Source organism: Streptomyces sp. NBC_00554 (genome assembly GCF_041431135.1).
Taxonomy (GTDB): Bacteria; Actinomycetota; Actinomycetes; order Streptomycetales; family Streptomycetaceae; genus Streptomyces.
On the sequence record NZ_CP107799.1, the window covers coordinates 4,302,261 to 4,315,673 of the forward strand.

The following is a 13,413-nucleotide window of genomic DNA, read 5'->3' on the forward strand; positions in this document are numbered from 1 at the left end:
GGACGGGGGCGGATAGATGGCGCGCTTGTGGGTGTGGTTGCGCGAGGACGTCTGGGAGATCCGGTTCCGGCGGTACATCGCCCTGCTGCTGGCGGCCGTCCTCATCGCCCTCGGTGTCTGGGGTGGTACGACGCTCGCGAAGGAGGACCGTTCCTGCGCGCCCGGCGTCGAGCGTCCCGAGGACAGCGACGAATGCGTGGGCGTCTCGGCGACCTCGTACAACTGGGGCCGCTCCCAGTTCACCGAGGCCGTACGGGCCATCGACGCGGAGAACAAGCGCCTCAAGCCCGGCAGTTGGGTCACCGTCGCCCTGCTCGAACCCTTCACGGCGACCGACGCGGACAACCTGGGCGACGCGCTGCACGAGCTCCAGGGCGCCTATCTCGCCCAGTACCGGGCCAACCACGACTCCAACGACCAGACGCCGAAGATCCGGCTCGTGCTTGCCAACCCCGGTGCCACCGGCGAGCAGTGGCAGCACACGGTCGACCAACTGGCGGGGATGACGACCGGGCCCGACCGGCTGCGTGCGGTGACCGGCGTCGGCCTGAGCACCGAGAACAACAAGCTGGCCGTCAAGGAACTCACCCGCCTCGGCATCCCGGTGATCGGCTCCTCCATCACGGCCGACGACCTCGCCAACGGGCAGTCGGGCAAGGACCCTTACCCCGGCCTTGCCCGGGTCTCCCCCACCAACACCGACGAGGCCCGCGCGCTCGCCTCCTTCGCCGACGTCTCGGCCGGCAAGGCGCTCCTGGTCTACGACAAGCCGGGCGACCCCTACTCGCGCACGCTCCAGCAGTCCTTCGAGAAGCTGCTCGAGGGCTCGCCCTACCAGCCGCAGCCGTTCACCCCGCCCGCCGACCGTAGCCAGGAGGGCACCACCGCCAACACCTTCCGGCAGATCACCCACCTCGTCTGCGACACGGCACGCTCCACGGACACCATCCTGTTCGCGGGCCGCCACACCCAACTGCGGCAGTTCATCAACGCGTTGGGCGACCGAGGCTGCCAGGACCGCAGCTTCACCCTGCTCACCGGCGACGAGGGTTCGTACCTCACCGGTGACAAGGACCTCGACCGCACCGCGCTCCAGCACCGCATCTCGGTGCGCTACACGGCACTGGCGCACCCGGACGCCTGGGCCGCAAAGGACGCGCCGAAGAGCGGGGGCAGCGCCGCCGACGCGAAGGTGCTCGACGAGCTGCTCGGCAGCAGCGAGCGCAAGCCGGTCGGTCCCATCGGCGAGGTCTCCCTCGAAGACGGCCAGACGATCATCGCGTACGACGCCATGACGCTCGCCGTCCAGGGCATCCGCGAGGCCACGGCCGACGGGAAGACGGTCCCGCCCATCGCGGACGTCGCCAACCAGTGGACGCTGACCAAGGGCTCCCAGCGGGTGAGCGGCGCGAGCGGCTGGATCTGCCTGGACGTCCACGGCAACCCGTACGACAAGGCCGTACCGATCGTGGAACTGACCCCCGAGGGCAAGGCCCGCTTCGTGGAGATCGCCTGGCCGGAGGGGAAGCCACCGGCGAAGGAGTGCCTGCCGCCTGGCTCCTAGCTCGCTGTAAGCGCTTCGAGGAGCCGCTCGAAGCGTGACCGCCATCCGGGCGGCTTCCGCTCCCCCTCGTACGCGTGGGTGAACCGGACCGTGGTCCCGTCCGGCACCCCGGGCTCCAGGTGGAACCTGACCCGCCCCTCGACCGTGTACTCGGCGACCCGCTCCACGTCCCAGGCGGTGATCCGCCCGCTGCCCAGCCCACTCAGCGTGACCGCTCCGCCGAGCCGCGGCTCGAACACCTCGACGGCGGCCAGCCACCCCCGCAGGCCCTCGGGGGTGGCCACCGCCGCCCAGACCTTGTCCACAGGCTGGGGAAGACGCAGCAGATAGTGCAGGGTGCGCGTGTCCTCGCGGGTCTCGGTGGCGCCCTCTTCGATGGACGGGACGGGTCGGGTCATGACACCAGCCTCACTCAGGCGTGCCGGTTCCGCACACGACCTCTTCCTTCCGGATGCTGTAGCCATAGCCGTCGGATCGCTGGAGTAACTGGATATAACGACAGTGGATGCCTTGAACGAGGCGGTCGGCTGTGCGGATGTTGAATCTGCCCGTAGCCCGTACAGCGACTCGACCGATGTGCGTCCCGACATACCTGCTGGCGGGAAGAACGGCCCGTACGAGATCTCCGGTCTGATAGCCGAAGAACTGCTTCTGCCGAGGCAGGTACAAGCGGGGAAAGCCGTACTTGTCTGCGCTGGTCCGAGCGTGAGCACCACGTCCGGCAGCCGCTGCGACGAGCACCGTTGCCGGGAACCGCGTGATACGGGTGCCGTCGGGGAGGTCGCCGACGGCAAGTGCATCCATGGTGTGCGTCTTGGCCAAGTCACTACGTGCCCGGTTGTACTTCGTACGCCCCCCAGACCAGGCGCGGAGCGGCAGACCTCGCAATGCGAGGGCGCCTCGCAGCGCCCAGCGAGTGCTGTTCATAACTGCGGCATGGCGCAGCGGTCTCTGCGCCTGGGCAAGGACCTTCACCAGCCGCGCTGGTCGCCCTGCAAGGAATTCCTCGATCGGCCGACTGCCCTTGGCTTGGTTGCAGGGCTCACAGGCGAGGGTCAGGTTCGAAATGCGGTCACTGCCGCCTCGGCACCGGGGACGGATGTGCTCCACCTGTAGCGGAACGCCGGTCGCTCCGCAGTACGCACAGACTCGCCCCCACTTCTCCAGCAAGTACTGGCGACTCTCATACCCAGCAAGGGCGCCCTGCTGATACTCGGCACCTTCCAGGGGTCCTCCAGCGCTGAGCTGGTGAGTGTCGAAGGACACCAGCTCGACATGCAGTTCGGTGACTGGGGCGAACTTCTGAAGACGGCTCACCCACGAAAGGGTGGTGTCCACCCGATGTCTGAGGGACGGTGCAAGCCACCCCTCTCGCTTGGTGCGGTTACAGAAACGAGGGGCGCGATAGCGCAGGTTCCGCGTCCGGCGGCCACGCCGGTAAGCGGCTCGCTGCCCCATCTTCTTGTGGATCAGCGAGCCGCGATGGGTGAGTTCGACTGCGTACAGGCCTCGCCGATCCGTGACGGTCTCGCCCGTGGCTGCGTCGACGTTGTCGATATCGCAAGTAACCGCGATTCCAGTTCCCTTGGAGCCCGGGTCGATGCGCAGCGCAACACCGTCCACGGCTGACCTCTCGACAACACGGTCTTTCAGCCGGATGACGAACGGGGTGTGCCGGGCGACAACCGCCCGGCCCTGCTTGAGGAGCTTGCGCGCCCGTACTGGAGTGGTGGGTTGCAGGGGGCGACCACGTTTGTCCAGGACGAACACAACAGGGTGGGCCTCACGACCCGCGCCCTCGGCCACCACTGTGGTGACCTCAGGGTGACGCTTCGCAGGCCGGGTACGGGTCCGCGAAGTCTCCTCTCGCCCATGTTCCACGCCGGTGTCCCGCATGTGCACGGGATGTCCGTGAGCCGTTTCGTCCCTGCTCACAGGGGTGTCTGCTCCCACGGATTCCAGAGCCTGCCGCTGAGGAAGCACGGCAGGGTGGGTCTGCTCACCCACGTGAAACGTAGCCATCAAATGCACCCCTTTTCGCGCGTGATGACTTGGGCTGGTCACTCAGAGCCGCTCTGCGTTCCAGGGCGGCCCCGACCCTGGGGCCGGAGAGCGAGTGACAGGAACCGGCCTTCGTCCTGCGGTGCCGCGTTCGCACAGCCGCAGGAAACAGCCGCCGATCGAACTAACGATCACCGACCGTTCGAGTCACGCGATTGTCGTCCTGCATGACAAAGGCCGGCCTCTCCGCGTCACAGACGGGGGAGAGACCGGCCTCTTGGTGTCGTATGGGGGTCAGACCCCGGCGTACGAGTGCTTGCCGGTGACGAAGATGTTCACCCCGTAGTAGTTGAAGAGGAAGCAGGCGAAGGCGATCAGCGCGATGTACGCGGCCTTGCGGCCCTTCCAGCCGGCCGTGGCGCGGGCGTGCAGATAGCAGGCGTAGGCGACCCAGGTGATGAACGCCCAGGTCTCCTTGGGGTCCCAGCCCCAGTAGCGGCCCCAGGCGTCGCCCGCCCAGATCGCGCCCGCGATGATCGTGAAGGTCCACAGCGGGAAGACTGCGGCGTTCACGCGGTAGGAGAACTTGTCGAGCGAGGCGGAGGCGGGCAGCCGCTCCATGACGGAGGTCGCGAAGCGGCCGGGCTTGCCGCCCGAGGCGAGCTTGTTCTCGTACGAGTCCTTGAAGAGGTACATCAGGGTGGCGACCGCGGCCACGTAGAAGACGGCGCCGCAGAGGATCGCGGTCGAGACGTGGATGTACAGCCAGTACGAGTGGAGCGCGGGAACCAATTGGTCACTGGCGGTGTACAAGACAGTGACGGCGAGACCGAGATCGAGGAGGACCGTGGTGACCAGGGGGAGGCCGAGCCAGCGGATGTTCTTCTTCAGCGCGAGCATCACCAGGTACACCGTGACGGCGACGGTGGAGAAGGTGATGTTGAACTCGTACATGTTGCCCCACGGCGCCCGCTGCACCGACAGAGCGCGGGCGATCACACCGGCCGTCTCGACGGCCCAGGCGACCACGGTGAGGGACACCGCGATACGGCCGTAGAGGTCGCCCTGCACGTCCCCGCCGTGCGCACCGGGCCCGTCGGGCACATCACGGGCACCGGCCGCGGCCCGGGTGACGACCTTGGGCCGCTCCAGTACCGCGGTGCCGCCCGCCTTCTTCACCGTGACCGCGGGTGCAGCCGCTTTCTGCGGAGAGGTCAGCGCCGCGGCGGTGCGGGCGACCTTGCTGCGGCTGCCGAAGATCCACTCGGCGATGTACGTGAAGAAGGCCAGCATGTAGACGGCCATCGCGGAGTAGATCAGCGTGTTGCTGACGTTGGCGAGGTGTTCGTTGGTTGCGGTGGCGAGAGTCATCGCTTCTCAGCCTTTCCGGCGGCAGGTACGGGGGGTTCGGCGTCGGGATCGGGGGCGGCGGGTTCGTCTTCGTCGGGCTTGGTGGGCGCCTGTTCGTGCACGAGCGCGGCCAGGTCGCCGAGTTCCTCGGGGAGCTTCGAGGACTCGCTGCGGCCCAGGCCCGCCATCTCGACGACGGTGACACCGTCGGCGCCGGTGGCGGCCCGCACCCAGACGCGGCGGCGCTGGATGAAGAGCGACCCGGCGAGACCGAAGATCGCGGTGAAGGCTCCGACCAGCGCCCAGTCACTGCCGGGCTGCTGAGTGACCTGGAAGCCGGCCCACTCCTTGATGTCCTTCTCGAAGGTGATCGAGCCGGCGCCGTTCGGCAGCGTCATGGTCTCGCCGGGCAGCAGCCTCTTCTTGAGGATGTCGCCCTTGGAGTCCTTGAACTGCTTCATCTCGGAGGTGTCCAGTTGGTACACGTTCTGCGGAAGACCCGAGTCGACACCCAGGCTGCCGTGGTACCCGCTCAGCGCGAGCACCGGGTAGTTGAGCGCGGGGAACTGGGAGAACATGTCGCCCTCGCCGGCGCCCGCGAAGGTCGGCACGAAGAAGGCGGAGAAGCCGAGCTGCTCCTTCTCGCCCTTGCCGTTCCGGTAGCCGTCCATGACCTTGATCGCACCCTGCGAGGTGACGTTCGAGTCGAGCGGCAGCATCGGCACGGGCTCGGAGTAGACGACCTTGCCCTTGCCGTCCCGGACGGTGACGACGGGCGCGTAGCCGTGGCTGACCAGGTAGACCTTCGAGTCGCCGATCTCCAGCGGCTCGTTGACCTTGACCGTGGTCTTCTGCTCCTTGCCTTCGGCGCCCACGCTGTAGGTGATGTCCGCCTGGTAGGTGCGGGGGGTGCCCTTGTTGGGGCCCGTCTCCTCGTACGTGCCGGTGAACTTCTTCAGGTCGAAGCTGAACGGCGTGAGGTCGTCGGTGGAGAAGAGGTTGCCGGACTTGAAGTCGTCGTACGACAGGAGCGTGTTGGAGAAGCCGTCGCCCTCGACGATCAGCTTGTTGCCCTCGGACTTGAAGAGCTGGCCCCAGGCGAAGGCGATCAGCATCACGATCAGCGCGAGGTGGAAGAGCAGGTTGCCGGTCTCGCGCAGGTAGCCCTTCTCGGCGGCCACGGCGTTCCCGTCGATGTGCGCCCGGAACCGCCGCTTCTTCAGCACCTTGAGGGCGACCTCGCGGACCTGCTCCGGCTCGGCGTCCGTGCGCCAGGTCGCGTACGCGGGCAGCCGGTTCAGCCGCTTGGGCGCGCCCGGCGGACGGCCGCGCAGCTGCCCCACGAACTGCCAGGTGCGCGGCACGATGCAGCCGATGAGCGAGACGAAGAGAAGGATGTAGATCGACGAGAACCACACCGAGCTGTAGACGTGGAACAGCCCGAGCTTGTCGTAGACGGTCCCCAGCACGCTGTGCGCGTCCTTGAAGTCCTGCACCTTCACCGCGTCGGTCCCGGACTGGGGGATCAGCGAGCCGGGGATCGCCCCGAGCGACAGCATGAACAGCAGGAGCAGCGCGACCCGCATCGAGGTCAGCTGCCGCCAGAACCAGCGGGCCCAGCCGGTGATCTCACGCCCGGTCCACGCCAGCCACCCGGCGGCGCCCGGCTTCCGTACGCCGCCGAAGGAACCGGGGACGACGGTCTCGACCGGGGCGGTGGAGAGCTGGGATCCGGCCGCGCCGAGTTCACCGTCGGCGCTCACGCCCACGTGGCGCTTGGCGGGCGCTGGAGCCGTCGCCTCTTCGGCGCCGTCCGCCGCCGTCTTGCCGGTGTCAGTCGTGCTCATGGATCAGATCCCTACCGTGAAGCCTTGGGTCCAGCCCTGCATGTCGTACACGAGGCTGTCCCACACCCCGGTCAGCAGCAGCAGTCCGGTCGCGATCATCATGCCGCCGCCGATGCGCATCACCCACGCATAGTGCCGCTTGACCCAGCCGAAGGCGCCGAGCGCCTTGCGGAAGGCGACAGCGGCGAGGACGAACGGGATGCCGAGACCGGCGCAGTACGCGACAGTCAGTATGGCGGCGCGGCCCGCGCTCGCCTCGTTGAAGGCCAGCGCCTGCACGGAGGCCAGGGTCGGCCCGATGCAGGGTGTCCAGCCGATGCCGAAGAGCGCGCCGAGGACGGGGGCGCCGACGAGCCCGGTCGACGGGCGGGTGTGGAAGCGGAACTCGCGCTGGGTGAGCCAGGGCATCATCCCCATGAAGAAGATGCCCATCAGGATCATCAGCGCACCGAGCACCTTGGACAGGGTGCTCTGGTGCTCCTGCAGCGTCTGCCCGAAGTACCCGAACAGCGCCCCGCCGGAGACGAACACCACGGTGAAGCCGAGCACGAAGAGAGAGGCGCCCGCGACCATCCGGCCGCGCCGGGCCTCGGCCAGATCCGTGCCGGTGACCCCGGTGACGTAGGAGAGATAGCCGGGCACGAGCGGAAGTACGCAGGGCGAGAAGAAGGAGACGAGGCCGCCGAGCACCGCGATCGGCAGTGCGAGGAGCAGGGCCCCGCTGTAGACCGTGGAGTTCATCCCGGGTGTTGCGGCGAGGTCGGCGGACGTGGCGAGAAGAGACACGTCAGGTCACTTCTCCGCGATGACGGGCGCGAGCATCTTGCGCAGGTTCGCTTCGCTGAGCGCCTGCAGCGTACGGGCCGCGATCTTGCCGTCCCGGTCGATGATGAGCGTGGACGGGATGGCCTGCGGGTTCAGCGTGCCCTTCTTGAAGCGGAGCATCAGCTTGCCCGTCGGGTCGTAGAGGCTGGGGTACGTGACGCCCTGCTCCTCCTCGAACGCCTTGGCAAGACTTGTGCTGGCGTCGCGTGTGTTGATGCCGACGAACTGCACGCCCTGGTCCGCCGTGTCCTTGGCGACCTTGACGAAGTTCGGCGCCTCGGCGCGGCACGGCGGGCACCAGGAGCCCCACACGTTGAGGACGACGACCTTGCCCTTGTAGTCGGCGACATCGAGCTGCTTGCCGTCGACGGTCTTGCCGGAGAGGTCGGGCGCGTCGGCCCGCTCGCCCTTGGCGACGGTGGCGATGCCGTCCTTGCCCGCGACGAAGTTGGTGTTGCCCGAGCCCCCGGACGTACCCCCGGAACCACACGCGGACAGGGCGAGCGCCGCGACGGCGGCCCCGGCGGTCAGCAGGGCGGTACGACTACGAGAACGGCTACGGGTGCGGTTCGAACGCTGGTCGGTGCGGCAGGCAGCACTCATGTGAAAAGTTTCGCATGTCCGTTCCGGGGATCTTGCGCACCCCCCTTGCGGGCGGAAACCCGCATATCAGGCGGCCTTTTCGGACCCCTTGGAGGACTGTGTACCGACATCGCCGAGGAAGCCCTTCCAGCTGCCGGCCGGCTCCTGCCCCACGTCCAGCGACTGCAGCTTGGCCAGCACCTCGGGCTTCTGCACGTCCAGCCAGTCCACGAACTCCCGGAAGGAGACGAGGCGTACGTCCTCGCCCTTCTCCTTCTCCCGCGCGATGTGCTTGAAGGCGTTCTCGACGGCGTCCATGTAGATGCCGCCGTTCCAGTCCTCGAAGTGGTTGCCGATGAAGAAGGGGGCGCGGTTTGTCTCGTATGCCCGCTTGAAGCCCGCGATGTAGGACTGGGTCGCCTGGGTGCGCCAGGCCGGGTAGTTGTACGCGGGTGCCCTGGTCGTGTTGATCGACTGGTTGGCGAGGATGTTGTAGTCCATCGAGAGCACCTCGAAGCTGTGCCCCGGGAAGGGCATCGCCTGGAGCGGCAGGTCCCACAGCCCCTGGTTCTTCCGCGGCCAGCGCTGGACGCCGCCGGGCGAGGAGGCGTCGTAGCGCCAGCCGAGCTCGCGAGCGGTGGGCAGCAGGTTGCTCTGGCCGAGCAGGCACGGGGTGCGGGCGCCGATGAGTTCCTTGTCGTAGTCGAAGGGCAGCGCGGGCAGATCGGTCCAGCCGCTGTTGGTCCGCCACTCCTTGACGAAGGACTTCGCCTGGTCGATCTCGCTGCGCCATTGCGCGGGCGTCCAGTTGGCGACGGTGCCGGTGCCGGCGCAGAAGTGGCCGTTGAAGTGGGTGCCGATCTCATGGCCCTCGAGCCAGGCCTGGCGGACGAGTTTCAGCGTCGTCCTGATGTGGTCGTCGGTGAGATAACCGATGTCCGAGGCGCCCTTGGGATTGTTGGGCGGCGAGTACATGCGCTTTTTCGACTCGGGCAGCAGATACAGCCCGGAGAGAAAGAAGGTCATGTGGGCGTCGTGGTCTTTGGCGAGTTCGAGAAAGCGGGAGAAGAGACCGGTCCCGACCTCTCCCGCACCGTCCCAGGAGAAGATCACGAACTGCGGCGGAGTCTCGCCGGGTTCGAGCGGCACCGGCTCCCCGGGCCGGCCGGGCTGCTTGCCCGTGAAGGCGGTGGAGCCGTCCCCGAGGGGCCTGACCGGGTGCTTCGGAGCACCCGGCTGCCCGCTGCTGGAACCGCCGCCCTGCCCCGCGCCCTCTTGCAGTGCGGTACCGCACGCCGTGAGTCCCAGCGCGGCCGCGGCACCCGCCCCGAGGCCGATCATTCCCCTGCGACTGATGTCCCGCATTCCATCCCCGTTCCTCGCACCCTCTCGGCCGGCGGTCAGCCGGCATCCCATGAGAGGGCGCGAGGAAGACGGGGGTTCCGCCAAACTCGCGCATATTTAGCTGTTTTTACGAAGATACGCTCGGATGGCAGGAATCCATACGCTACGTGACGACGCGTACGCCTTGCGGAGAGACGTACGCACTGCGCCCGTTACGGGCAATTACGCGCCGAACGCCTTGTCCTTCCCCTTCACCGGCTTGGCGCCCGCGAGGAGATGGGCGGGGACGAGATCGCGGGCCGGCTCGGTGTAGCCCACGGAGACGATCTTGTCGCCGCGATAGGTGAAGGTCGTCAGGGACGCCAGCGTGCACTGCCGCTTGCGCGGGTCGTGCCACAGCCGCCGCCGCTCCACGTACGAGCGCACGATCCAGATGGGCAACTGGTGCGAGACACACACCGCTTCATGCCCGCGGGCGGCGTCCTTGGCAGCGTCCAGCGCCCCCATCATCCGCACGACCTGATCCACGTACGGCTCACCCCAGGACGGCTTGAAGGGGTTGACGAGGTGCTTCCAGTTCTCGGGCCGCCGCAGCGCGCCGTCCCCCACACCGAAGGTCTTGCCCTGGAAGACGTTGTCCGCCTCGATGAGCCGGCCGTCGGTCGCCAGGTCCAGCCCGTGCGCCTTGGCGATGGGCGTCGCGGTCTCCTGCGCCCGCTCCAGCGGCGAGGCGACGACATGCGTGACGTCCCGCGACGAGAGGTGCTCGGCGACCCGGTCGGCCATCTGCCGCCCGAGCTCGGAGAGGTGGTAGCCGGGCAGCCGCCCGTACAGAACGCCGTCCGGGTTGGCGACCTCACCGTGCCGCATCACATGTACGACGGTGATGGCGCTGTCGTCGTTACGCTCGCTCATGCCGTGGCCTCCGCTGCTGCCCGCGCCGCCGCCGGAAGGGCGTCGGCGATCCGCTGAATCGCCCGTTCGTCGTGGGCGGTGGAGACGAACCAGGACTCGAACGACGACGGCGGCAGATACACGCCCTGCGCCAGCATCGACTGGAAGAACGCGGTGAACCGGAAGGACTCCTGCGCCTTCGCGCCCTCGTAGTCGCGCACCTCACGCCCGGTGAAGAAGACGGAGAACATGTTGGAGGCGTTCTGCAGCCGGTGGGCCACGCCTTCCTTGCTGAGCGCGTCGGTGACGAGATTGCGGATCTGCTCGGAGACCGCGTCGACCTTCTCGTACGCGGCGTCGTCGAGCAGCCGCAGCTGCGCGAGCCCGGCGGCGGTGGCGACGGGGTTCCCGGACAGGGTGCCCGCCTGGTACACCGGCCCGGCAGGCGCGAGGTGCCCCATGATGTCGGCCCGTCCACCGAAAGCGGCGGCCGGGAAGCCGCCGCCCATGACCTTGCCGAAGGTCATGAGGTCGGGCTTGACCCCGTCGATGCCGTACCAGCCGGCCTTGCTGGTCCGGAACCCCGTCATGACCTCGTCGGAGATGAACAGGGCACCGTTCTTGGCGCAGGCGTCCTTCAGTCCCTGGTTGAACCCGGGCCGCGGCGGCACGACGCCCATGTTCCCGGGCGAGGCCTCGGTGATCACGCAGGCGATCTCACCGGGGTGCGCGTGGAAGGCGGCGTTCACGGCTTCGAGGTCGTTGTAGGGGAGGACGATGGTGTCGGCGGCCTGGGCCCCGGTGACGCCGGGGGTGTCGGGCAGCGCGAACGTCGCCACCCCGCTCCCCGCGGCGGCGAGCAGCGAGTCGACGTGACCGTGGTAACACCCGGCGAACTTGATCACCTTCGCGCGCCGGGTGAACCCCCGGGCGAGCCGGATCGCGGACATGGTCGCCTCGGTCCCGCTGGAGACCAGCCGGACCTGCTCGACGGGCTCGACACGGGCGACGATCTCCTCGGCGAGGGCGACCTCTCCCTCGCCGGGCGTACCGAAGGACGTACCGCGGGATACGGCGTCCTGGATCGCGGCGATGACGTCGGGCTGAGAATGCCCGAGAATCATCGGCCCCCAGGAACAAACGAGGTCGACGTACTCCCTCCCGTCGGCATCGGTCAGGTAGGGACCGTTACCGGACACCATGAACCGGGGCGTACCGCCCACGGCGCGGAACGCGCGCACGGGAGAGTTCACGCCACCTGGTGTGACGATGGACGCACGGTCGAATAGCGACTGCGAGACTGGGGCTTCATAGGAATAAGGCAGTTCGGTCATGACCTGCGACGTCTCCGACTCCGGGGGGCTAGTGACCTACTCAGGGTAGGCCAGCGGCTTCGGGCCACCGCGGGCGAGAGAGCGCGGCGGCGCGGGCGTCGGATCGGACCCGCTTGAACGCGGGCGCCCGGCTTCACGTACGGAAGATCCCAGCCATCGCACGTCCGGCGGGCCCGTTCTCGGTACGACAAACGGGCTGCGGCCGCCGGCCATCTGCGAAACTGGGGCCTGGTACGGACAGCTCACATGAACGATGGTGTTCAGAGGCCGCGAAGATCCTGCGGACAGGTGTTTCAGCGCACGTTTCGGCGTGCGGCCGTGGGGGAGGTCACTGTCACGATGATCGGGTTGCGTGACGGGGGTCGCGCGCCTTAGAAAAGCAGTCGGGTGGAGATATGCATCGCGGTGGCGGACTGGGCGAGGGGACCGATGACCTCGGTCCTCGGCGTGCCCGCGGGGGAAAGCACCGACGCGAGGCGGAGGAAGCGGCCGAGGCCAGAGCCGGCCATGAGCCCGAGCGTGCCGACCGGAGGGTCGAGAGGCTGGGGGCAGGGAGCGGGAATGGTGGCCGGGTGGGGGTGACGTACAAATACTTCGGCGCGCCCGACGGCGCGACGGCAGCCCGCGTCCCGATCTCGATGCGCCCCGAAGAACTCGGCGGCGACGAACTCGGCATGAACGGCATGTTCACCAAGATCAAGCCGGAAACGATGGCCGCGATGGTCCTCACCGGCATAGAAGGCGTCCCCCTCAACAAGGTGCCGCCGCTCGAGCTCGTCGTCCTCCACCCCGACTACGCCGTGGTCAAGCTCCCCATGACCGTCGTCGACCCACTCCGGGGGATCGGTGAGGAAGCGGTGGGCGCCGCGGCCTTCATCTGGTCGACGGTGCCGGACCGCGGCGGGCCGCGGGACGCGTTCAACGTGTATCAACTGCTGCACGAGTGGCAGGACTTCAGCCACCGGTTGCATGAGGCCGGGCATCAGCCCTACTGCCTGGTTTGGCCGTGACCTGAGGTTGCGTGAGCCGGGGTTCCATAAAGTGCGGGCGGGGTTTTCGGGCCCCGCCCTCGTCATGTGCCGCTACGGCGACGGCGAAAACACACCGGGTTCGCGACGCTAACGGCCGCGGCCGCCACGCACGGCCCGGTATTCCGAGGCGAGGAGACCGAAGAGGACGTCGTCGGTCCACTCCCCCTTGATCCAGGTGCTCTGCACGAGGTGGCCCTCGCGGCGGAAGCCGACGCGCTCCAGCAACTTCGCCGAGCGGGCGTTGCGCCCGTCGCAGGCGGCCGAGACCCTGTGCAGCCTCTCCTCCACCAGCAGGAACTCCACCATCCGCGCGACCGCCTCGGTGGCGTACCCGCGCCCCTGGAACTCCGGCGCGAACGTGAAGCCCAGCTCCGCCTGCCGTCCGTCCTCGTTCCGGCACACCCCGACATCGCCGATCAGCCCCGGAGTGTCCCGCCGCTCGACGGCGTACTGGAACCACCCCGGATCGCGGGGATCCCCGGCGGAGAACGTGGCCGCCAGCCGCTCGGCCTCCTCCATCGACACCGGCGATTCCCAGGACTGATACCGGCTCACCTCGGGATCCGACCGATACGCCGCCAATGCCGGTGCATCTGCCGGGGTGAACTTCCGGAGCAACAGCCTCGCGGTCTCCATGTCTT

General features: G+C 68.1%; 13 protein-coding genes. 2 read left to right on the plus strand and 11 right to left on the minus strand.

The features are described 5' to 3' along the window. The first annotated feature begins 16 nt into the window (after positions 1-16). Entirely contained in the window at positions 17-1,564 is a 1,548-nt protein-coding gene (locus OG266_RS18660; RefSeq protein WP_266456595.1) for an ABC transporter substrate-binding protein, read from the plus strand. Here OG266_RS18660 and OG266_RS18665 read toward each other — a convergent pair. The 10 genes from OG266_RS18665 to OG266_RS18710 all read right to left on the minus strand — a co-directional run bounded on the left by OG266_RS18665 (position 1,561) and on the right by OG266_RS18710 (position 12,250). Continuing rightward, positions 1,561-1,962, minus strand: coding sequence for an SRPBCC domain-containing protein (locus tag OG266_RS18665; protein ID WP_371547049.1), 402 nt, complete (start codon positions 1,960-1,962; stop codon positions 1,561-1,563). The two genes, OG266_RS18660 and OG266_RS18665, sit on opposite strands and share 4 nt — an antisense overlap. A 10-nt stretch (positions 1,963-1,972) precedes the next feature. Next, positions 1,973-3,334 carry an RNA-guided endonuclease IscB gene (iscB, locus tag OG266_RS18670; protein WP_371547052.1) on the minus strand — a complete coding sequence of 454 codons (1,362 nt, stop codon included), beginning with the start codon at positions 3,332-3,334 and terminating at the stop codon, positions 1,973-1,975. A gap of 525 nt (positions 3,335-3,859) precedes the next feature. Further along, a complete protein-coding gene (gene ccsB / locus OG266_RS18675) occupies positions 3,860-4,936 on the minus strand; it encodes a c-type cytochrome biogenesis protein CcsB (RefSeq protein ID WP_326721361.1) in 1,077 nt (358 codons plus the stop codon). Continuing rightward, the gene (locus tag OG266_RS18680; protein WP_371547055.1) at positions 4,933-6,762 is read right to left on the minus strand and encodes a cytochrome c biogenesis protein ResB; all 1,830 of its coding nucleotides are present in this window, start codon (positions 6,760-6,762) and stop codon (positions 4,933-4,935) included. Before OG266_RS18680 ends, ccsB begins: the two co-directional genes overlap by 4 nt. A 3-nt stretch (positions 6,763-6,765) precedes the next feature. Then, on the minus strand, positions 6,766-7,503 hold the full coding sequence (locus tag OG266_RS18685) for a cytochrome c biogenesis CcdA family protein (protein ID WP_266463887.1): 738 nt from the start codon (positions 7,501-7,503) through the stop codon (positions 6,766-6,768). Between the two features lie 51 nt (positions 7,504-7,554). Then, positions 7,555-8,190, minus strand: coding sequence for a TlpA family protein disulfide reductase (locus OG266_RS18690; RefSeq protein WP_371547058.1), 636 nt, complete (start codon positions 8,188-8,190; stop codon positions 7,555-7,557). Between the two features lie 66 nt (positions 8,191-8,256). Continuing rightward, positions 8,257-9,534: a hypothetical protein gene (locus OG266_RS18695; RefSeq protein WP_371547061.1), complete on the minus strand. Its 1,278-nt coding sequence runs from the start codon at positions 9,532-9,534 to the stop codon at positions 8,257-8,259. Positions 9,535-9,735: 201 nt separating this feature from the next. Then, the gene (locus OG266_RS18700) at positions 9,736-10,428 is read right to left on the minus strand and encodes a histidine phosphatase family protein (protein ID WP_371547063.1); all 693 of its coding nucleotides are present in this window, start codon (positions 10,426-10,428) and stop codon (positions 9,736-9,738) included. Next, complete coding sequence (gene hemL / locus OG266_RS18705; RefSeq protein WP_371547065.1) at positions 10,425-11,741, minus strand: glutamate-1-semialdehyde 2,1-aminomutase; 1,317 nt, start codon at positions 11,739-11,741, stop codon at positions 10,425-10,427. Before hemL ends, OG266_RS18700 begins: the two co-directional genes overlap by 4 nt. A 371-nt stretch (positions 11,742-12,112) precedes the next feature. Further along, the gene (locus OG266_RS18710) at positions 12,113-12,250 is read right to left on the minus strand and encodes a hypothetical protein (RefSeq protein ID WP_266830892.1); all 138 of its coding nucleotides are present in this window, start codon (positions 12,248-12,250) and stop codon (positions 12,113-12,115) included. A 63-nt stretch (positions 12,251-12,313) separates the two neighbouring features. Here OG266_RS18710 and OG266_RS18715 point away from each other — a divergent pair, with 63 nt between their 5' ends. Continuing rightward, positions 12,314-12,751 carry a hypothetical protein gene (locus OG266_RS18715; protein ID WP_019061278.1) on the plus strand — a complete coding sequence of 146 codons (438 nt, stop codon included), beginning with the start codon at positions 12,314-12,316 and terminating at the stop codon, positions 12,749-12,751. Positions 12,752-12,859: 108 nt separating this feature from the next. On the opposite strand, the gene OG266_RS18720 is transcribed toward OG266_RS18715, so the two are convergent. Next, positions 12,860-13,408: a GNAT family N-acetyltransferase gene (locus OG266_RS18720; RefSeq protein ID WP_371547068.1), complete on the minus strand. Its 549-nt coding sequence runs from the start codon at positions 13,406-13,408 to the stop codon at positions 12,860-12,862. Positions 13,409-13,413: the final 5 nt, after the last annotated feature.